Consider the following 20,375-nt stretch of genomic DNA (forward strand, 5'->3'; position numbering starts at 1 on the left):
CATCAGCGTCAGTGTCAGTGTCATGCGCGATGCTGATTCGTTCGCCATGATGGGGCACACGATCGCGGGGGAAACAGGGGAATGAGCACGAACTTCGACTTCATCAGGTACGAGTGGCCGGAGGTCCACGCCGACTGCGCGCGGGCTGAGGGCTACGGCCGCACGGACCCGCGCTCGTGTGCGTTCTACGCGCGGCGTGTGGTCGAGCAGCTCGTCCACTACATCTACGACATCGAGCAGTTGCCGCTGCCGTACAAGACGGACCTGGCCGCGCGCCTGGGCGAGCCGGCCTTCAAGCAGCTCGCCGGGCAGGTCCGCACGAAGATGGACCTCATCCGCAAGGTCGGCAACGTCGCGGTCCACGACAGCAAGGTCATCACCGACACCACAGCCCTGCACGTGCTACGCGAGCTGTTCCACGTCGTCATCTGGTCGGCGTTCAACTACTCGACCGCGCCGGACAGTGTGCCCACGGCCGCGGCATACGACCCGTCCCTCATCCCGGCCCCTCAGGCGCCCGGTGCTCAGGCCCCGCTGTCGACTGCCGAGCTGAACAAGCTGCTCGCGACGTTCGCGGAGAAGGATGCGGCGATCGAGGCCGAGCGGGAGACCAACGCCTCGCTGCAGGCACAGATCGAACAACTGCGGGCTGAGGTCGCGACGGCGCAGGCGGCGAAGGTCCACACCGTCGACGACCACGACTACGACGAGGCCGCGACCCGTCAGCGGCTCATCGACCTGTACCTGGGTGAGGCCGGCTGGACGCTAGAACAGAAGCGGGACCGCGAGTACCCGCTTACCGGGATGCCCACGCCGGGCGGGACGGGGTTCGCCGACTACGTGCTGTGGGGCGACAACGGGCTGCCCCTGGCGGTCGTGGAGGCGAAGCGGTCGGCGAAGGACCCGTCGGTCGGGCAGCACCAAGCGCGGACCTACGCCGACTGCCTCGAGAAGGAGACGGGCCAGCGGCCGGTCGTCTTCTACTCGAACGGCTACGAGCACTGGATGTGGGACGACGCCGCCGGCTACCCGCCGCGACCGGTGTCAGGGTTCCTCACCAAGGGTGAGTTGGAGCTGATGATTCAGCGCCGGCAGACGCGACTGCCGCTGGCGGACGCGGCGATCGACTCGGACATCGTCGGTCGGCACTACCAGCTGCGCGCGATCCGCGCGGTCGACGCCGCGTTCGAGAAGAAGGAGCGCGAGGCGCTCCTCGTCATGGCGACCGGGTCGGGCAAGACCAGGACGGTCATCGCGCTGGTCGACCAGCTGATGAAGGCCAACTGGGTCAAGAAGGTCCTCTTCCTGGCCGACCGGACGGCGCTGGTCAGGCAGGCCGCGAACGCGTTTAAGGAACACTTGGACCACGTCGCCACGGTCAACTTGCTCGACGACAAGGTCGGTGAGGCCCGCGTGTACGTGTCGACCTACCCGACGATGATGGGGCTAATCGACGAAGCGCATGAGGGCCTGCGGAAGTTCGGGCCCGGCTACTTCGACCTCATCGTCATCGACGAGGCGCACCGGTCGGTGTACCAGAAGTATCGGCACATCTTCGACTACTTCGACGCGATGTTGGTCGGGCTCACGGCGACTCCGAAGGGCGAGATCGACCACAACACGTACTCGCTGTTCGGGCTCGAAGACGGCGTGCCGACCGATGCGTACTCCCTCGACGAGGCCGTCGCTGAGGGGTACCTCGTCCCGCCGGTCGGGGTGTCCGTGCCGCTGAAGTTCATGCGCGAGGGCATCCGCTACGACGAGCTCTCCGAGGAGGAGAAGGACGAGTGGGACTCCCAGGAGTGGAGTGAGGACGGAGAGATCCCCGACTACGTCGACTCGGAGAAGCTCAACCGGTTCCTCTTCAACGCCGACACCGTCGACAAGGTGCTCGCCACGCTGATGGAGCGCGGGCACAAAGTCGCCGGTGGCGACCGCATCGGCAAGACGATCATCTTCGCCAAGAACCAGCGGCACGCCCAGTTCATCCAACAGCGGTTCGACCAGGCGTACCCGTGGCTCGGTGGCACGCACGCGCAGGTCATCACCAGCTCGGTCGAGGGAAACGACCGGCTCATCGAGAAGTTCATGACGCCGGACGCCGAGCCGCACATCGCCATCTCCGTCGACATGCTCGACACCGGCATCGACGTGCCCGAGGTCGTAAACCTCGTCTTCTTCAAGCTCGTCCGGGCGAAGTCGAAGTTCTGGCAGATGATCGGCCGCGGCACCCGCCTATGCCCTGACCTGTACGCCCCCGGCGAGCACAAGAGCAACTTCTACGTCTTCGACTTCTGCCAGAACCTCGAGTTCTTCAGCCAGCCCGAAGCGGGGTCGGAAGGGTCCACCCAGAAGTCCCTGTCGCAGCGGCTCTTCGAAGCCAGGGTCGCACTGCTGCTCGGACTGGAAGGCCGGGCAACCGCAGACGAAGTCGGTGGTGACGGTACGGAATCCGTTGGGGGCCTACGCGCAGACACGGCGAGCTACCTGCGCGAGGTCGTCGACGCCATGAACGTCGACAACTTCATCGTGCGCCCCCAGCGCCAGTGGGTGGAGCGGTACAGCACACCGGAAGCGTGGACAGGGCTAACGCCCCAGTCAGCCGGCGACGCGGCCAAGCTCCTGGCCGGCCTGCCGACTGCCGTCGCAGACGGCGACGAGGCCGCGAAGCGGTTCGACCTGATCATGCTCAAGATCCAGCTCGCCCAGCTCGACGACGACCTCGTCACGGCAGACCGGCTGCGCCGAACCGTCCAGGACATCGCCGGATCGCTGCTGAGCCAGACGGCGATCCCAGCCGTGGCCGCGCAGGTGGAACTGCTCGAGAGCCTGTCCAGCGACGAATGGTGGGTCGACGTCACCCTGCCCATGCTTGAGCTCGCCCGCCGGCGGATCCGTGGGCTCGTCGCCTTCCTGCCCAAGGCGCAGAAGAAGACGGTGTACACCGACTTCAAGGACGAACTCGGGGAGCAGTCCATCATCGACCTGCCCGGTGTGAGCGTCGGCACCGACTGGGAACGATTCAAGGCCAAGACTCGCGCGTACCTGCGGGACCACGAGGACAACGTCACACTGCAGCGGCTCCGCCGGAACCGGGCGCTCACCTCGTCGGACCTCTCGACCCTGGAGCAGATCCTCGTTGACGCCGGCGCCGCCCAAGCAGACATCGCCAAGGCCGCCGAAGAGTCACTCGGGCTTGGCCTCTTCATCCGATCACTCGTCGGACTCGACCGGGAAGCAGCCTCCGAAGCGTTCAGCGCCTACCTCCAGGACAGCAAGTACACCGTCGACCAGATCCGTTTCGTCGACCTCATCGTGAAGGACCTCACCGCTAACGGCTACATTCCGGCCGCGCGCCTCTTCGAGCCGCCATACACGGACGACGCCCCGCAGGGCCCGCTCACTCTGTTTCCCGAGCCGGATGTCGAGGGCCTGGTCGCGATTCTCGACACCATCCGAGCGAATGCCCACCCCGAGGGCTCAGTGGCTTGAGGCTCATTCGAGGTCAGCAATCCACCCTCAGGCGATCAGGGTCGTGACTTTCGGAACCTAGCACTGGCTGGAGTGCTCAAGCTGCTCACCCATTGGCGCGTGGAGCTCCTCGCCCGCGACGCTGCACCCCAGCCTGATCCAGCGCCCGCCGCACCGCCGACTGCGAGCGGCCAGTCAACTCAGCGAGCTCGTGGATGGATCGGCCGCATGCGTACTGCTCCGCGCAGAACGCGATTAGGCGTGCACGCTGCTCCGGCGTCTGTCTCGTCGAGGCGGTGCCCACGAACTGAGGGAGCAACTCGAGGACCGGCCGGCCGGGGTAGGGCATACGGAAGACCGTATCCAGACGCGCGAGCCCTCTCTCACTTAGGCGAGCGGGGGCCTGCGGCGGTGACCGCGTCCTGGTGCAGCAGTGGCTCTCACTCACTCACTCCTCCTCCACTGCTTGCGCCTGTGCCTCCAGATCGTCGAGAAAGCCCTGGACGGCCGCGTCGTCGCCTGTCTGGGCCAAGTGAAGGACAGCTACGTCTACGACCATCGAGCACGCCCGAGCCCCGGCTCCCGTGTATGACGCGGCCTGTCGGGCGAACAAGTCCGCCAGTGCCGCGACCGGATCGACGCCGCAGACCAGCTGTTTGTGCAGGTCCGCGAAGTAGTCCGGGACGGGCGCCTCGTCCGCGAGTACGCCCATCGCCAACTGACGGAACGACTCATCGTCGGCACCGAGGGTGTTGTCGAGTTTCGCGATCGTCGCTGCAGTCTTCACCAGGAAGGTAGCAAGTTCCTCAGAAGTCGCCATCGCGGTGCACCTAGCCCTTTCGTGGCCCGTCCCCGGCCAGCTGTGGGGTCCTCGTTGAACTCCGCTGTTCGACGCCAAACAGGGAGGCGCCGACCCAGTCGCAGTGGTGAGCCGGCGCGCTCCCTGATGCCTGTATATCGCCCCAGATCGCCCGGGTGTTACCCCCGAACTCAGGACGGCCATCTGATCATCCAACCTGCTACCCCAACTGAAACCGTTGAGGGGCGCGGGCATCCCGGTGTCTCGTCGGCGGTGACGCCCAGGAGTGGGTGTTGCTTGAGCGGTAATCACAGGGGCGGAGTGAGATCGGCGAACGGACGCTGCCATCGTGAGGGGTCTTGCGACGGCAGCGCCCTGGCGCGCCCGGCAGTGCTGCAGTACCGGGCTCGTCAGGCGCCGCGTATGCCCTCCCTTGTGGGACGGGACGTGAGCTGCGGGGCGCGGCGACGCCCCCTTCATCATGGTGGCGGGGTGAAGGGGCGTCAGGTGATTGGCGGTCCGGCTCGTGTGCAGCACCTCACGGCTAGGAGTACGGGAGGACCACCGTGTCCCGGTGACCGTCCCACGACAGGTCGAACCGCCAGCAGCCGGCTCGTGGCATGTCGACGAGAGAAGGACCGGGACCTCCCGGGACGATCCGTCGCACGGCCAGGCCGCTGCCAGTGAGGCTGGCGTCGATCCGCAGGCCCCCGGACGTGTGTGGCTCGGCAAGCGTTGCGGTGGGCAAGCCCGGGGCGACCAGCCATAGGATCTTGTTCCCGTAGCCGCTCTTCGCCGGCGCTCGCAGAGGGTCGGCGAACACGACCCCGAGGATCTGTCCGCGGCTGCCGTGCACCTGACGGACCTCCTGGCCGGGCGGATCGAAGCCGACCCGTGCCCAGGGCGGGAGCGGACCGACCTTGATTGCGGCCGTGCAGGTGTCGGCGACGCCCGGTTGCGCCGAGGGCGAGCCCGAGGAGGCTGCCGAGCTGCCAGCTGACCGACGGCTGGGGGCGTCGCGCACCGGCCCGGCACTGGGGTCGCCACCGGTGCAGGCGCCGAGCATGGTTGTCGTCACCAGGCACGTCGACGCCACAGCGACCAGGGACCGTCGGCCGCAGAGCGTGCCGAGGCCGTTCTGCATCTACGGATCGTACGACCACAGGACCGACCCGTAGCGTGAACGCGAGCGGATGCCCGCCGGACCTGCTTCCTATCGGCAACGCTCGAATCCTCGTCGCAGTCACGTCGATGCACGCCATGACGATGACGTGCTGCCTCTGTCATTAAGAGCCGGATCAGTCCGGGTCTGCGCACTCCAGCTGGCACCCGATCTCTGCCGACCCGATGACCAGGTCGGCGACGCCCTCGACCGGCGCCCTCCCGCGCGCTGCCATCTTCCGCAGCGTGGCCCTGGCGGCCGGGGCGTCGGCTCCCAGCTGCTGCATCAAGACCCCGGTTGCAACCTCGACGCGCTCGAGCGGGTCAGTCGGTGGCTCGTCGCTCCTCATCGCGGTCGTCTCCTCAAGGTTGCCGGTGGAAGAAAGCACCAGGCGTTCGCTCGGGGAGACACGGCGTCTGAGGGGTTCCCGGCGGCTGTCGCCGCGCTATGACCTCACCTGCCGACGCTACTCCGGTGCCCGGCGCCGGGGAGGCCGATGGTGGAAGCCCACCGCAGGTCCGTCGCGTTGACGGACCCGGATGCCGGCGACTGTTGCGGAAGGCGCCGGCGCGCAGGGGTGGTGGTGAAGGTGGCTCAGTGCCAGAGTGTCAGGGACGGCGCCGGCGCCTTTGGGACCTTGGGAGGGGTGGGCGACGGCGCCGCCAACTTCGACGGTAGCCGCGTGGCGCGAACGGTGTAGCACGTTGGATCGGTCTGACGGCAAATACCCTGCCTGGGCCGATCCAGACGCTCACACGACGCGCAGGAGGGGCCACCGCCAGGGGGACGGAAATTGTGCGCCTCCTGCGCCTGGCGGATGTTAGTCGACGCCTTGCTCCCTGTCTCGGCTTCTCAGCGTGAAGCCTCGTCAGTCGACGTCCCCTCGTCGTCGAGCACCTCGAGTGGGGGTTTCGTTCGCTTCCCGCACGCTCGCCGTCGTCGTGCACCCGAGGGCCCGCATCCCGACGGTCGCCGGCCACGCGGGGGAGAGGCGCGCCAGCCCCGACAGGCGGGGCCCCCGCGCGTATTGACGGTTCCTCAGTCGACCCAGGGTGGGCGCACTCCCGGCTGGTTCACCACGTACACGGAGCGGTGGTCGGGGGCGACGACGACCCGCCGCTGGTCGCCGGCGAGCTCGAGGGGCCTGCTCCAACGCCGGCATGGGACGGTGTCGACGCTAACCCGGTGCCCGGCCCGGTGCCGGTGCCGGTGCTGACGGTGTCGGAAGCTCGGCGGCTGCCCGGAGAGGGTGACTGTGGCGGTGGTCCTCACTTGAGGCACGGGCCTCCTTGGTGGTGCGCTTGCGCTTGCATTTCCCATTCTGCGGAGCAAGGGCTAGGGCCACTGGATGTCTGGGATGTGAGACGGAATCGTGGGTGGCATGGCGTGGCACACCGCGGTGTGCCACGAGATGCCGCCCTACCGCGTCGAGCCGGCGCGACACCCGGCCGGTGTCCGACCGACCGTGGACAGTGACGGGCATGACGACGAACATGATGATCTTGAACCTGCGGGCCGCGGTCGCGTGGTGGCTCCTAAACCGTGCCGAGGGCATTGCCCGGGCCGCGCATGAGCTGTCCGGCGAAGTCCCCGACCTGGACGGCATCAGGGCCGACGCCTTCGACTGGGGCCGGCGCGTGGCCACACGCCGCTGATCGTTCACGTGCATCCTACGAATCTGCTGTGAATGGGGCCGTTCCGGATATGACCTGTCTCACGGCATGACAGCGTTGGCTTCAGGCGATCGCACGTGGGGCGTGATGGCCGGGGCGGCGCCTCCAAGGAATGGGGTCCAGAGACGCCGCCCGCGCCGCCCCTCCGGCGACGCGCTGCCTAGCACCTGGGTGGGGGCGTGGGGGCAAGGCAGCCGACGGGGTCCGCGTGGGGGCCGCGGACGTCACCCATGAAATCGCACTATTGCCGCTTTGTAAGCGGTTTCATCAGGAACCGGTCGCCCAGCTCGTTAGCTGCGGCCGCCGACACCCGTCGAGGGCTTGTGCGCCCCGGTGACCTGCCGGGCGCGCTGCCGGGCGTGGTCGACGAAGTCCTCCACCGCCCGTAGCCCCGCGAGGCTGGACGGGTCGATGTCGACCTGCCAGTAGTGCGTGTCACCGTTCCCGCGCCCCGGAGGGGCGACCCACTCGGTGTCGCCGGTGCCGTTGTGGACCGTCCACGTCCCCGGAGGGATCGGCCCGCCGTGGTCCCGGACCAGTACCGGGCCGCCCGCGCCGAAGATGCCGTTGTTCGCGGCCGCCCGGTGCACCTGCGAGAGAGCTTGCGGCGACAGGCCGGCGACGTGCGGGTTGATCACGTGGATGTGCTGGTTCCCCGGCCAGTTCCGGAACATCGCGTAGAGGCCCTCGTGGCGGAGCGCGGCGACGCCGCCCGACCATGACGCCCTCGACCACAGGTCCGCCGCCCCAGAGCCGGCGTGCGTCCCCATAGACAGCGGGTTGTTGCTCCATGAGCCCTGGATGATCGTGAACGGCAGGTGCGAGTACGCGGACGCCGCCTGGATGCGGTGCGCGGTGTCGGTGTCGAGCCGGCGGCCCTGCATGACCGTCACGCCCGCGTTGATGGTCCCCACCGGGCCACCGCCGCCGCCGCCGAGCAGGCCGCCGAGGAAGTCAGCTGCGCCGCCGGCGAACTTCCCGAGGACCGCGCCGATGGTCTGGACCCACAGGTTGTTGCCGAGGCCGTGCATGACGTTGCCGATGAGGTGCTTGATCCCGTCGACCGGGTTGGCGAGGAACGACGCGACGTCGCCGAGGAACCCGCCCACGTTCGAGGCGACGTTCCCGATGGCGCCGCCGACCCGGGAGAAGAACGAGCCGACGTTCTCCACGAGCCCACCGTCCGCGAACGCCGGCACCTTCCCGGCACGGAGCTGGTCGAGGTAGCCCTCGCCGCCGGTGATGGCGCGGATGGCGCGGACAGCGGCGACCGGGAGCACGTACTCGCCGGCCGTCAACCACGCCGGGATGTTGTCGGCCTTGTCGTGCGGGGAGTACCCGTCGACGGTGCCACCGCCCGCGTACGACGCGCCGTGCACGCCCGCGGCAGCTGCGATCCGCCGGTTCTCCGACGGGGACACGATGTTGCCCGGGAACGGAATCCTCCAGCTGATCCCGACCGCCGCGAGCATCGTGTTGAGCGGGCCGATGAAGTATTTGCGGACGAAGTTCAGGACGTCGTTGATGGGGCCGGCGACCACGTCCAGCAGCCCGTCCCAGACCGACTTGATGGCCGCCTTGACGGAATCGAACACGCCGGGGAAGCCGCGGACGGCGTACACGAACGCGTCGAGGATCGGCTTGATCAGGTGCTGCCACGCGAACGTGATGATGGCGCCGATGGCGCGGAACTCGGGCCCGACGACGTTGACCGCGAGCCAGCTGATGACCGGGGCGAGGACCGTCTTGATGAACCACCACAGGGCCCGCAGCGCCGGCTCGATGATGTTCTGCCAGGTGACCTGAATGACCTGCCCGATCGTGTGGAACGCCGGCACGACCACGTTGTGCCACAGGTCGAGGATCGTCGGCATGATCTGGTCCTTGAACCAGCCCCACATCGCCTTGATCGCCGGGTAGATGACCGTCGACCACGTCACAGACACCCAGTGCCCGAACGCCTGGAACGCCGGCACGAGCGTGTTGGTGATGAACCCGCCGATGGCGTCGAGGGCAGGGTGGATGACGTTCTTCCACGCGTTCGCGATGAAGGTCGAGACAGCAGTCCACACCTCGGTGACGACGGCCCGGAACGTCTTGTTGTGGTTCCACAGGTCGGTGATGACGGCGATGAGGGCGCTCAGGGCGATGAAGATGATCTTGGGTCCGGGGAAGAACACCGCCCACACCGCGCTGATGCCGAGGATGACGCCCGCGAGCGCCTGCGGCGACAGGGACGCGACGAACCGCGCGATGGCGGCAGCTGCCGGCGCGAGCGCCTTCACGATGTCCCACACGACCAGGACGATGTGCCCGACGGCCTGAGTGAAGACAGGCGCGTTGGCGATGAGGAACGCGACGAACGACTGGAACCCCTTGTTGGTGGACAGCGTCGTCGACCACGTCGCGAAGGACTTGGCCCACCCGAGCAGCTCTTTCCCGAACAGTTCCCCGAGCGGGGCCATCGCCTTGAACAGCCCCGCCGCGGCCTCCGCGAGATACCCGACGGTGAGCGCGAACGTCGACAGCCAGCCGGGCGCGTTCTTCGCGATGAAGTCGAAGAAGTCGTGCCAGAACGGCGCCGCGAGGGCACGCCCCGCCTCCGTGAACAGCCGACCCATCACCGTCGCCAGCTCGCCCACGAACCGGGTCATCCCCGGCAGGTACGGCAGCAGCGCCTTGATGCCCTTTTCGAGCCCCGGCAGGAACCCCGTCTGGGCAGCCCTCGACAGCTTCGCGAGCGGGTCCCCGAGCCCGACGATGAACCGGGTGAACTGTTGCCCGGCGGCGGACATGCCGGCCATCGCCTCGTCGACGGCCTTCTGCGCGGTCGCCTTCTCCGCCTTCGACGCGTTCGCGGGGAGGTTCTTCTGGGCGTTGAGGGCTGTCACGCCGCCGAAGACAGGCTTGAGGGCGAGTAGCCCTACCCCGAGGCCGAGGCCGACCGCTGCGCCGGCCTGCGCGAGCCCTACGACGGCCGCCGTAGCCGCCGCGACGGCGGGGATGAGCAGGGTGCCGAGCGCGCCAGCGCCGGCAACCCCGATCCCGACGGTCGCGAGCCGTGCCGCGCCGGCGGCCGCCGGCAGGGACAGCAGCCCCGCGCCACCACCGGCGACCTCGTCCTCGCTGAGCTTGGTCCGGTCGAGTTCGAGCCGCAGCAGCGCCAGTTTCGCGCTCGCGGCGAGGGTGTTGACCTTGACGTCGATGTTGGGGGACCGGGCGGCGAGCTCGTCGAGCTCCAGCTTGATCCGGTCGATCTTGAGCATCGCGGCGCCGGCGTCGATGTCGACCCCGACCCGCGTGTCGTGCAGTTCGAGCAGCCGCGCCCGCAGCTCCGCGATCTTCCGGTCCGCCTCGGTGCTGTCGGCGTCGATCTTCACGTCCGGGAGCGCCTTGAGAGCCGCCTCCACCCGCGCCTTGAACCCGTCAGCGAACGCCCCACCGGTCGCGGCGCCCTTGTCGACGGCCTGCGCGCGCCCACTGTCGAGGCCCCGCTGGACGCCTTCCCGGATGCCCTTGGTGACCTGTTCGGCGATGACGTCCCCGACCTCACGCCCGACCCTGTCGGCGTCGGGCAGGATGTCGCGCCGCAGGTCAGTGGCGAACCGGGCAGCGGAGGGCACGATGTCGACGGCGACCGAACCGACCGTGATCATGGCGTGCACCTCCTGGTTGACGGCGAGCTAGTGGCCCTACTTGACGACGACGGCCCGCTCCGCGGACTGCCGCGACAACTCCTGCAGCGTCACGTCGGCGCTGCGAATCCACCGGTCCCTGTCAGCGGCCCGGTCCGCGCCGATCTTGTCGGCGAGGTCCGCGGCCCTGCCGGCGGCCTCGCTCGGCGTCAGCTCGGGCACCTCGGCCGCGACGGCGTCGGCGAGCGCGGGCAGCAGCGACGCCGGCAGCGTCGGCAGCGGGCGCTCGGCGTTCCGCAGGTCGACCAGGGCTGCGTTTTCGTCGTGCCACGTCCGCGCTGGCACGGCGAGGGCGTCGACGAGCCGCCGGTCGGCCTTGTTCAACGGCCGCGCCTGCATCGTCAACACCTCTCTGGTGTCCGCCCACGCCAGCTGCGACGGGTCCCGCGGCAGCGTGCCCAGCCACGCAATCTCGGACGGCGTGAGGGTGGGGTCGGCCGGCTTGAGGACGGTGCCGCCCTCGCCCTTCCCGTCGGGGACGGCGACCTGCGGCCACGCGGGAAGGTTGAACCCCGGGTGCGCGTAGTGCTCCAGCGGCTCCCTGTCCGGCGTCGCGGCGACGTCCCGGACGAACTTCGCCTGCGCCGGCGTGACGGTGAGCGCGTTCCGGCCGTCCCTGGTCCGCCGGCGGAGGCTCTCGGCGATGCCCTTCGCGCCGCCCTTGTCGATGGCGGTGACCGCGGCGAGGATGTGCTGTCTGGTCAACACTTGAATGCCCTTCTGGTGCAAAGGTGTTCGATGTCTGCGGGGTGAAACCTGACCGCGCGCCCGATGTGGACGACGGGCAGCTTCCCGGCCTTGACGAGCCGGGTGATCGTCCTCTCCGACACGCCCAGCCGGTGTGCTGCCTCGGCCTTCACGAGCAACCGTGGCCCCGACGCCGCCGCCTCCGCGACCTTTGTCCCCTCCTGTCCTCCCGAGTGCACTTGTGTGACGAAGTCACGCAGGATCGGGAGCTCGACCGGGACCGCGTAGCCCCGCTCGCGGCACCACCGGACGTGCACGCTCAAGACGAGCAGGATGTGCGACCCGAACAGCGGCGACGTGAGCGCAGCCAGCACCTCGGCCTCGGTGACGAGCTCGCCGGCGCTCACCGCCCCGCCCCCGCCCACACGACCGCCGGGTAGAACCCCACGGACATGACGGCGAGCCGGTGCTGGCCGGTGCAGCCCACGCCGCAGCCCCTGGTGTCGAGCATCGCCATGACATGACCGGACGACACGTGCGTCTGGCGAAGCTGGACCCGGAGGCGAGGCCCGCACGCGATGACGACCGCGTACGGGCCCATCCCGGACACGAGCGCGCCCTTGAAATGGCACCGGGCGAGCTGCCGGTCGGTGGTGTGGAGCCGGTCGCAGACGTGGTCCTCGCGGACCGCGCCCCCCGTGTCGCTGTCAGGGCCCCTGGGCGCCCCGAAAGCCTCGCCCGGTGTCCCCGGTGCCGGACGGGGCTTCTGGGGCCCTGACGAGGCGCTCACGGCCCGCCCTCCACTACCCGAGGGTTCACGTACAGGTGCAGATCGCCAGTATTGTTCGCGGCCCGAGAGGCAGTATGACCCGGTGAATGTCCGGTATGGGGGTGGAGGTCCCCCCCTGGGGGGTTTGTATGCATTGCGGGGGTGGTCGGCATCGGCTCGCGCGGCCAGCCGGCCCGGTGCAGATTTGCACCAGGGTCGAGCTGGTCGACGGCGACGACGGTGTCGGTGACAGCGACGGTGGAGGTGGTCAGCATGGTCACCACGACTCCGCCTCGGCCGCGCGCCGACGGTTACGGGCTCGGCGCTGGCCGCGAGTGAGGGAATGCTCGGCATCGCATTCCGCGCACCCTCGGCCGCGGCCATCGACCGGCTGCAGGTGGACACGGCAGACAGCACGCGCCGGCCGCGCAGCGACGGGCCTCACGGCTACGGGTACAGCGACGACGGCCTCGATGGGGTCGAGAATCTTGTAGCGGCCACACCCTCGACAGCGCAGCATGGGGTCGCCGCGCTTCCCGACGCGCTCCCTGACGTCGACCCCGGTGCACTGGGGCGTGTGCTCGATCGGATCGAAGCTCATCGCGGCACCCCCTGGGCGTTGTCGCGGGGGAGGCACGACGAGAGGAACCAGAACCACCACTCGTCCGAGTTGAACGTCGGCCGCCGGCAGTGCTCAGTGATCCACGCGGCCGCGGCACGCTTGGTGTCGGCGGAGCACTCCCGCGTCATCGACGCGTGGCAGTGCGTGCACAGCGGCACGAGGTTGGCGCAGTCGTTCGACCCGCCCCGGGCGAAGTCCACGAGATGACCGCGTTCCAGGTAGCCGGCCGCAGAGTTCCAGACTTGGTCGAGGGTGACGTCCCAGTCGGGGACGGGGGCGAGCCAGCCGCAGCCGAAGCAGAACGGCTCACCCCAGCCGATGTCGACCGACCTGTTCCGGGGGAACATGAGCTGCAGCGCCTCCGGCTCGTCGCGCCAGTAGCCGGCGACCCCGGCGAGGCGAGGCATGGCGCCGCGAGACTTGGACGGTGTCCGCGTGGTGGTGCTCGTCATCCCCACCACCCCTGATCGTCCTGGGCGGCGTCGACCTCGGGGAGCGCCGCCTCGCGCCAGCGCCCTACAGGCGCCGTCCACACGCGTACGTCGGTCACGCTCTTGCGGTCGCGGAGCTTGTTCGCGAAGGCGATGGCATCCCGCTCGCGCCTGAACTTCCTCACCAGGACGTCGTCGGAGTAGCTGAACGCGGAGAACCAGCGGACCTCCGACAGCGTCGTCGCCGTCGGTTCGAGCCGCAGCCACGCCGGCTTCACGACGCCACCCCCCGCCGGCGACGGTGATGGGTGCAGCGGCGACCCGCCCGACCGACCCGCACCCGGCACAGGTGACCGTCAGCGCACACCTGGCCGCAGGTCAGGACCCTCGCCATCACCGCGGGCGGCAGCGGCCCTACCAGCTCATGCTCGGGCATGTAGACCTTCGTGTCACCGGCGCCCGGCACCACGAGCCACCACTGCACCGACCCGTCCGGCAGGACCACGACGCAGACCTGACCGATGGCGCCCAGGTCCAGGGACGCGGCGGCGGCGTCGATGATCGGCAGCGTGTCGTCGCTCATGACCTCACGCTCCACATCGTCGACACCGTGGTGAAGTCGGGCATGGCCTCGCCGCGCTCGTCCAGGACCTCGCCGCGCTTGTCGTACTCGTCCTGCCACGCGTTCCACTCGCTGCCCCACCCGCCATCCGAGGCCCGCGCGTGGTGCAGCAGGTGCGAGGGGACGAGGCCGCACCGGAAGCACAGGTCGCGGTAGCCGGGTTCTTCCACGTCGGACCCGTACGGATGCGCCTTGGCGCGCCACTCTTCCGCCATGTCCTCGGGCAGCTCCTGCGGCACCCCCACCGGGCGGTCGCCGTCCCTCAGATGCTCGGGCAGCTGCCAGGGCTGAGGCGGGACGTGCCCCGGCGCCGCGGGCACCTGGGGCACCGGGGGCGCGGCGTGCGTCATCGTTGTGTCCACCCTCGCGCGCTGCTGCTTGTCCTCCCTCGCGCGCTGCAGCCTGTCTGTGAAGGCGTCGACGGTTTCGGTCCTTCCCTCCGGCCGGTGATGAGGGCACAGCTCACCCTCACGCCCCACAGCCGTCCCGCAGGGGTGACCAGTAGCGGTGTCCTCCGAGCCGCACCGGTGGAACCCACGAGGCCCACCACGCGGGTTCTTCTTCTTGGCGGCTGCGTGGCCGCCTCTGGCCGTAGCCCCAGCGGAGGCCGGAGCGCGCGCCGCGCCGCCGGCGTCTCTCTTCACCACGTCCCCGTCCCTCTTGCCTTCGGCTCGGGACGGGGACGGGTTCGGGTTCGGGATCGGGAGGACGTTACTGACGCGTTGGTCACGCGTTACGTAACGCGTTACATCACCTTCCCCCTCTGAGGGGAGGGCATCGCGTTCCTCGGCGGTGAGGGTGTCGAGGTAGCGCGGCTCATAGGTGATGCCCTTCGCCCGCCAGTCGGTACAGAACGAGGGGGTGCACCACGCGTGGTTGCCTGCCTTGTGCCGGCGGAACCGCTCCTGCCGGCGGGCATTCTCGTCCTGCTTCTTCTTCCACTCGGCCTTCTCCACCTGGTGCTGCCAGTCGAGCTGGTAGGCGTCGCCGGCGTCGGTCCACGCCCCGGATGCGACGAGCTCCTGCGCGTCGGCGTCGGCGTCGTCGGAGTCCCAGGCGATCCTCCGGATCATCCGCTTGGGCACGACCCCGTCGGTGAGGTGCTTGTTCGACCAGACCAGCGCCTCGACGTCGAGCAGCCGGGCGGACCGGGACACGCCGGCGAAGGTGGGCCGGTCGAGGTAGTCGTCGGAGAGCTTCGACCACGTCATGCCGCGTCACCGCCGCCCGTCGGGTCGGTGGTGGGGACCAGCTGGATCAGCGCCTCCACGTCGGCCAGGTCGACGCGCAGCGCCTTGTTGCCGATCCGGTAGGCGGGCAGCCGCCCGGAGGCGATGAACCGGCGGATCGTGGCGAGCGACACGCAGAGGTGCTCGGCGGCGTCGGTGAGGGGAACCAGCTCGCGGCGCCGTCGGGCCGGCTTGCCGGGGTTGGATTTTGGAACGGTGGTCATTTCGGAGCCTTCGCAGGTTGCATCGTCTGCGCTTGGCTTCCGTGATCAGAGGTGTTCCCAGTCCACCCGCCACGCGTTGCGCTGTAATGCCTGCACCGCTTGACCGTTCGTTACCCTCCGCCGTATCGCACTGGGACTGTGCTAGCGGAGCTACCGTTCCACCGGCCAGAGTAGCAGGACATACGCGGGCGTGTGCCAACGTCCCCGCATTGCGTCAGTGACCGATCAGGTGACCGATCAGGTGACCGATCAGGTGATGCATCAGGTGGCGCCCGCCATCTTCGACATGGCGGCCGCGATCTGCGCGTCCCGGCCGGCAGCCGCATGCTGGTAGCGCATCGCGGCGGCGGGGGTCGAGTGCCCCAACCTCGCCATCAGCTCCGCGAGCGTCGCGCCCGTCTGCGCGGCCAGAACAGCGCCGGTGTGCCGCAGGTCATGCAGCCGCAGGTCCGGGCGCCCAGCAGCCGTCCTGGCCGCCGTGTAGACCTTCGTCACCTCCGTGTGGATCAGGTGCTTGTCGGTGCTGCCGGGCCGCGCGAACAGCAGCGCGTCCGGGCCCTTCCCGGTGTGCCGGGCGAGGTGGTCCCGGACGGCCGGCAGCAGGTGCGGCGGGATGCTCACCACGCGGACGCCCGCGGTGCTCTTGGGGGTGCCGACGACGTACTGCTTCTCGACCCTGACGACGGCCCGGGTGATGACCAGGGCGCCCCGTTTCAGGTCGACGTCACGCCGGCGCAGCTCCGCCAGCTCGCCGAACCGGAGCCCGCACCACGCGGCGAGCAGCACGAGCAGCCGCAACCTCTCCGGCATGCCCTCCACGATCCGCACCAACTCGTCAGGGGTGGCGACCTCGATCCGGCGGGCCCGCGTCGTACGGCCAGCGCCGCGCACCTGACACGGATTCACCGTGATGAGCTTGTCATGCACGGCCTGCCCGAGCACCGTCCGCAGCAACGCGTACGCGTGCGACCGCTGGGTGGGCTTGGCCGGGTCGAGTCCCTCGTAGAACTCGGTGACGTCCTCGGTGGTGATGGCCGGCAGCAGCTTGTCCCCGAGCGCGGGGTCGATGACCCGCTCCAGCAGCGACAGGTACAGGGCACGCGTGAGGGGCTTGAGCGGCTCGCCGCGGACGCGGCGGCGGTCGACGGCTGTCGGGCCCCACTCCCGCAGCGTGAGGCCCTTACGCCGGGCCTGGGCGCGTTCCCTGGGGGGTCGCCACTGGTCGGACTCCATGAGGCGGCGTTCGGCGGCGAGCCAGCCCTCGGCGTCGACGCGCGCCTCGAAGGTGACGGGGGCGACGTGCCGGGTGAGGTCGGGGCCGAGGTAGGACGCCTGCACCCGCCCGGAGGGGAGCTTGCGGATGGCGCCGAACCCGCGGCGGGTGCGCCGGCGGGGCTTCTTGGTGGTCATGGTGGCCTTCCTGCCGTGCAATGCCCGTGCAACAGCCGTGCAATCTCGTGACCACTTCTGATCACTCCTGCACCTAGGTTACAGTCAGTATCTCCGCAGCGCAGGGGCGGTTTTGGGGTCCTGAGCAGCACGAACACCCGACCGGCATCCGACAGGTTCGAGTCCTGCCGGGGGCGCATTGCGAGCCAAGTCCTGCGCCGACCGCTCACGGCCTCGTTGCCGGGTCTGGGGCGAAGGGGCCGAGCAGGGCAGGACGGTTCGTGCCCGCCGTGGCCACGGTCAGCGTCTCTCCGCCCGAGCCGGACAGCTCCACCATGGCGAGATCTGCCCCTAGGCGATGCAGCTTCGAGGTCTCGTCCGCGGTCGCGGGACGGTCGTGAGCGGCGATGACCTGGATCAGGGCCTCGCCCCAGGCCGCCGGGCTGCCCCGCCAGGGGAAGACGTCCGAAACCCAGACCGCGTGGCCTCTGCTCCAGCGCTTGTGGCCCTCCCGGAGGACACGCACCTCGATGTTGCCGTCCCGGCCACGCAGCTGACGGTTCCGGAACACCACGGTGAAGATGCCGACGGCGCACAGCCACAACGGCACTCCGAGAAAGATCAAGACCGCCCAGATCATCGCAAACCTTCCGACCGCCGGAGCGCTCACTGAGCTCCGGTCCCATCAGTCTGCTTGCTCCCGGCTGGGCGTCAATCGTTCGCGCAGGGTGACGTTTTCAGCGCGGTCTCGGCACCCCGACGCTCTCCGGCGCGCGGCGGGCGGCCCGGCCGTACCACCGGGCCAGGGGCGCCGCGCTCAGTCCATGGGCGAGCACGCTGAGCAGGACGGTGACGGCGATGACCGCCACCGCCTCGTCCGCCGCACGTCCGAGCGCCTCGAGGGCCAGCAGTGCGAACACCAGGGAGGCGAGTCCGCGTGGACCGAACCACCCCGTGAAGAGGACGGTCCTCCGGTCGAGATGGGAACCGACCAGTGCCAGGGCCACCGGGAGCATCCTCACCAGCGTGAGGCTGAGGACGGCATACGCGAGGGTGATCGCGTCGAACGCGTGGATCGCGATGGGGATCGCGACCACGCCGAACGCCATCCACACGAGCAGGGAGAGCAGTCCGCCCGTCTGCTCCAAGAAGGCGAGTTCCTCCGGCGCCCGGCGCCCGGTGCACGCCCCGAACGCCAGGCCGCCGCAGAAGGCGGCGACGAAACCGTTGACCCCAACCGCCCCCGCGGCGGCGTAGCAGAGCAGGGCCAGGGCCAGGACCGCGATCCCGGTCACCTCCTCGGCGGCGAGCCGGCGCCGGCGGGCCTGCCGCAGCAGCCAGCCACCGAGGGCGCCGATCCCTGCGCCGATACCCGCCCCGAGGAGGAGCTGGATCACCGCGGACCGCGCCGACTCGCCGCTCTCCAGGCCGAGGGCGGCGGCGCTGCTGGCTATGGCGAACATGACGATCGGGGTCGCGATGCCGTCGTTGAGCCCGCTCTCGACGGAGATGAGCTCACGGATGCGGCGGGGAACGGCTGTGTTGGTCACGACCGGCATCCCCAGCGCGGCATCGGTCGGCGCCAGCGCCGCGCCGACGAGCAGTGCGAGCGACACCCCGAGAGAGGGGAAGAGCCAGGCGGCCAACCCCCATCCCAGGACGATGGTGAGCGGCAGCCCGATCCCGAGCAGGCGCACGTAACGGCCGACGTCCCAGCGCAGCTCGGCGACGGGGAGCCGGGCAGCGTCCGAGAACAGCACCCAGACCAAGGTGGTCTCCACCAGTGGCGTCAGCTGCTCCGCCGCGCTGGGGGAGTGGATCACGCCGGTCCACACCAGAAGAGCGCCGACGGCGACGAACACCATGGGGGCGGTCACGTTGGCCCGCTCGAAGAAGGCCGAGACCAGGCCCCACCCGAAGAGCACGGTCGTGATGACGACCAGTGCAGACACGTCCATGGGCGTCACTCCTGCGGGCCGGTTGGCGGGTGCCGGGTGCGGATGCGATGTGTGTCCACCCTCCGACCCGACCCCGCGGCGACGCATCATGCCCCCGGGGTGACATGGGTCCAGGCGACCGGTGCGCCAGAGCCACGGCGGATCTCACCTCGGTCGGGTGATGCCGCGGATGGCACCGCGTTCTAGAACGGAGAGACAGGAACGAACCGCACGAGCGCCCGTCAGGACGCGCGAGTAAGGAGTTGCAGGACCATGGCCAACCAAGTCGCTGGCGTGCCCAGCACCAACGCCGACCCCGATCACCGGTACAGCAGCGGAGCCGTCGGCATGACGGTGTTCGCCGGAGCCCTCATGATCATGATCGGCGTGTTCCACGCCTTCCAGGGCTTCGTCGGACTGCTCAACAACACGTTCTACGTCGTGGGGCCGAAGTACGTCTTCCAGTTCAACGTCACCACGTGGAGCTGGGTCCACCTGATCCTCGGCATCATCGTCGCCCTCGCCGGCGTGGCCCTGTTCCGCGGAGCCGTATGGGCCAGGACGGTCGCCGTCGTCGCGGCCTGCGTCAGCATGGTCGGGAGCTTCGTCTCGATGCCGTACTACCCGCTGTGGAGCATCACCGTCATCGTGCTCGACATCTTTGTCATCTGGGCGGTCACGGTCCACGGCCGCGACATCGTTGCCGAGTGACTCCAGTGACCACCACCGAAAGCCCGACCGTCGGCACGAACGAGGTCCACGGCCCCATCGACTTCGTCCTGATCGAGTTCCCCACCGACCGCCTGACCGGCGAGGCGGGACCGGCCCTGCTGGATCTCGTGTCGCGAGGAGTGATCCGCTTGTTCGACCTGCTGGTCGTCAGCAAGGGGGAGGACGGGGCCGTCGAGGTCCTCGAGCTGACCGACCCGCTCGCCGAGAGCGGCGGTTTCTCCTACTTCGCCGGTGTCACGTCCGGCATCCTCGGCAACGACGACGTCCGCCAGGCCGCCGAGGCCATGGCACCCGGGACGGTGGCAGCGCTCGTCGTCTACGAGAACGTGTGGGCCGCTCCCTTCGTGGCCGCCGTCCGCAGGAGTGGTGGTGAGCTGATCGCCAGCACCCGGATCCCTGCCACCGATGTCATCGACGCGCTCGACGCCCTCGAGCAGACCGACTGAGGAGAACAACATGCCAGGACTACTGCGCGGGGTCGCCCGCACCGCCGTCGTCGCCGGCACCGCGAGCGCGGTTGCCGGCCGGGTGCAGCGCCGACAAGCGGCCAAGTTCGCAGACCGTGACGCCCAGACCGCGGCCGACCGCAACCAGGCTTACCAGGACGACATGGCCCAGACGCAGCCGCCGGTGGCCGCACCCGCCGCACCCGCGGCTGCCACTCCGGCCCCGCTGCCCGAGGCCGACCTGGCCAGCCAGCTGAGGGACCTGGCACAGCTCCGGGACGACGGGATCCTCACTCCGGAGGAGTTCGACGGGCAGAAGGCCAAGCTCCTCGCCCGGTGAGGGCGTCGGCCGAACGGCATACGCAATCAGGATCCCTTGCGCCCCAGTCCTGCTCGAGGGCAACTGGGTATGCCGTCGCCTCCAGCGCGCGCTCGCCCGCCCCCGCGCGCTCGTGGTTCGGCCGGGTCACGCTCGGGTAGTTCGCGG

21 protein-coding genes are annotated in these 20,375 nt (G+C 69.5%); 5 read left to right on the plus strand and 16 right to left on the minus strand.

Annotated elements, in window-relative coordinates; translation table 11 throughout:
- Positions 1-81: 81 nt before the first annotated feature.
- Positions 82-3,492, plus strand: coding sequence for a DEAD/DEAH box helicase family protein (locus AC3WRT_RS11330; protein WP_492721934.1), 3,411 nt, complete (start codon positions 82-84; stop codon positions 3,490-3,492).
- A gap of 85 nt (positions 3,493-3,577) precedes the next feature.
- Here the strand turns inward: AC3WRT_RS11330 and AC3WRT_RS11335 are convergent, their stop codons facing one another.
- The 4 genes from AC3WRT_RS11335 to AC3WRT_RS11350 all read right to left on the minus strand — a co-directional run bounded on the left by AC3WRT_RS11335 (position 3,578) and on the right by AC3WRT_RS11350 (position 5,781).
- Positions 3,578-3,820 (minus strand): helix-turn-helix domain-containing protein, encoded by a 243-nt coding sequence (locus AC3WRT_RS11335; protein WP_492721936.1) that lies wholly within the window; start codon positions 3,818-3,820, stop codon positions 3,578-3,580.
- 99 nt (positions 3,821-3,919) lie between these two features.
- A complete protein-coding gene (locus AC3WRT_RS11340) occupies positions 3,920-4,291 on the minus strand; it encodes a hypothetical protein (RefSeq protein WP_492721938.1) in 372 nt (123 codons plus the stop codon).
- Positions 4,292-4,814: 523 nt separating this feature from the next.
- Positions 4,815-5,414 carry a hypothetical protein gene (locus AC3WRT_RS11345; protein WP_492721940.1) on the minus strand — a complete coding sequence of 200 codons (600 nt, stop codon included), beginning with the start codon at positions 5,412-5,414 and terminating at the stop codon, positions 4,815-4,817.
- Positions 5,415-5,568: 154 nt separating this feature from the next.
- Complete coding sequence (locus AC3WRT_RS11350) at positions 5,569-5,781, minus strand: ANTAR domain-containing protein (RefSeq protein ID WP_492721942.1); 213 nt, start codon at positions 5,779-5,781, stop codon at positions 5,569-5,571.
- A 1,132-nt stretch (positions 5,782-6,913) separates the two neighbouring features.
- On the opposite strand from AC3WRT_RS11350, the gene AC3WRT_RS11355 reads away from it, so the two are divergent.
- Entirely contained in the window at positions 6,914-7,087 is a 174-nt protein-coding gene (locus AC3WRT_RS11355; RefSeq protein ID WP_492721944.1) for a hypothetical protein, read from the plus strand.
- 308 nt (positions 7,088-7,395) lie between these two features.
- Here the strand turns inward: AC3WRT_RS11355 and AC3WRT_RS11360 are convergent, their stop codons facing one another.
- From AC3WRT_RS11360 to AC3WRT_RS11415, 12 genes are all read right to left on the minus strand, one after another.
- The gene (locus AC3WRT_RS11360; protein WP_492721945.1) at positions 7,396-10,761 is read right to left on the minus strand and encodes a phage tail protein; all 3,366 of its coding nucleotides are present in this window, start codon (positions 10,759-10,761) and stop codon (positions 7,396-7,398) included.
- 36 nt (positions 10,762-10,797) lie between these two features.
- A complete protein-coding gene (locus tag AC3WRT_RS11365) occupies positions 10,798-11,508 on the minus strand; it encodes a hypothetical protein (protein ID WP_492721947.1) in 711 nt (236 codons plus the stop codon).
- A complete protein-coding gene (locus tag AC3WRT_RS11370; RefSeq protein ID WP_492721948.1) occupies positions 11,502-11,861 on the minus strand; it encodes a helix-turn-helix domain-containing protein in 360 nt (119 codons plus the stop codon). Before AC3WRT_RS11370 ends, AC3WRT_RS11365 begins: the two co-directional genes overlap by 7 nt.
- A gap of 29 nt (positions 11,862-11,890) precedes the next feature.
- A complete protein-coding gene (locus AC3WRT_RS11375) occupies positions 11,891-12,277 on the minus strand; it encodes a hypothetical protein (RefSeq protein WP_492721949.1) in 387 nt (128 codons plus the stop codon).
- Between the two features lie 576 nt (positions 12,278-12,853).
- A complete protein-coding gene (locus AC3WRT_RS11380) occupies positions 12,854-13,330 on the minus strand; it encodes an HNH endonuclease (protein WP_492721951.1) in 477 nt (158 codons plus the stop codon).
- Positions 13,327-13,587 carry a hypothetical protein gene (locus AC3WRT_RS11385; RefSeq protein WP_492721952.1) on the minus strand — a complete coding sequence of 87 codons (261 nt, stop codon included), beginning with the start codon at positions 13,585-13,587 and terminating at the stop codon, positions 13,327-13,329. The genes AC3WRT_RS11380 and AC3WRT_RS11385 overlap by 4 nt, the downstream gene beginning before the upstream one ends.
- Positions 13,584-13,892: a hypothetical protein gene (locus tag AC3WRT_RS11390; RefSeq protein WP_492721954.1), complete on the minus strand. Its 309-nt coding sequence runs from the start codon at positions 13,890-13,892 to the stop codon at positions 13,584-13,586. Before AC3WRT_RS11390 ends, AC3WRT_RS11385 begins: the two co-directional genes overlap by 4 nt.
- The gene (locus tag AC3WRT_RS11395) at positions 13,889-15,142 is read right to left on the minus strand and encodes a hypothetical protein (RefSeq protein ID WP_492721955.1); all 1,254 of its coding nucleotides are present in this window, start codon (positions 15,140-15,142) and stop codon (positions 13,889-13,891) included. Before AC3WRT_RS11395 ends, AC3WRT_RS11390 begins: the two co-directional genes overlap by 4 nt.
- Positions 15,139-15,384: a helix-turn-helix transcriptional regulator gene (locus AC3WRT_RS11400; RefSeq protein ID WP_492721957.1), complete on the minus strand. Its 246-nt coding sequence runs from the start codon at positions 15,382-15,384 to the stop codon at positions 15,139-15,141. The genes AC3WRT_RS11395 and AC3WRT_RS11400 overlap by 4 nt, the downstream gene beginning before the upstream one ends.
- 261 nt (positions 15,385-15,645) lie before the next feature.
- Complete coding sequence (locus AC3WRT_RS11405) at positions 15,646-16,794, minus strand: tyrosine-type recombinase/integrase (protein WP_492721958.1); 1,149 nt, start codon at positions 16,792-16,794, stop codon at positions 15,646-15,648.
- Positions 16,795-16,999: 205 nt separating this feature from the next.
- Entirely contained in the window at positions 17,000-17,413 is a 414-nt protein-coding gene (locus AC3WRT_RS11410; protein WP_492721959.1) for a hypothetical protein, read from the minus strand.
- Between the two features lie 97 nt (positions 17,414-17,510).
- Entirely contained in the window at positions 17,511-18,731 is a 1,221-nt protein-coding gene (locus AC3WRT_RS11415; RefSeq protein ID WP_492721961.1) for a cation:proton antiporter domain-containing protein, read from the minus strand.
- 252 nt (positions 18,732-18,983) lie between these two features.
- Here AC3WRT_RS11415 and AC3WRT_RS11420 point away from each other — a divergent pair, with 252 nt between their 5' ends.
- Genes AC3WRT_RS11420 through AC3WRT_RS11430 form a run of 3 tightly spaced genes read left to right on the plus strand, consistent with a single transcriptional unit; the run spans position 18,984 to position 20,228 of the window.
- Positions 18,984-19,421, plus strand: coding sequence for a DUF7144 family membrane protein (locus AC3WRT_RS11420; protein WP_492721962.1), 438 nt, complete (start codon positions 18,984-18,986; stop codon positions 19,419-19,421).
- Positions 19,422-19,426: 5 nt separating this feature from the next.
- Positions 19,427-19,888, plus strand: a complete 462-nt coding sequence (locus tag AC3WRT_RS11425) for a DUF6325 family protein (protein WP_492721963.1) — start codon at positions 19,427-19,429, stop codon at positions 19,886-19,888.
- 10 nt (positions 19,889-19,898) lie between these two features.
- Positions 19,899-20,228: an SHOCT domain-containing protein gene (locus AC3WRT_RS11430; protein ID WP_492721965.1), complete on the plus strand. Its 330-nt coding sequence runs from the start codon at positions 19,899-19,901 to the stop codon at positions 20,226-20,228.
- The last annotated feature ends 147 nt before the right edge of the window (positions 20,229-20,375 follow it).

This window comes from Terrabacter sp. FW104-15G4B (genome assembly GCF_058790095.1).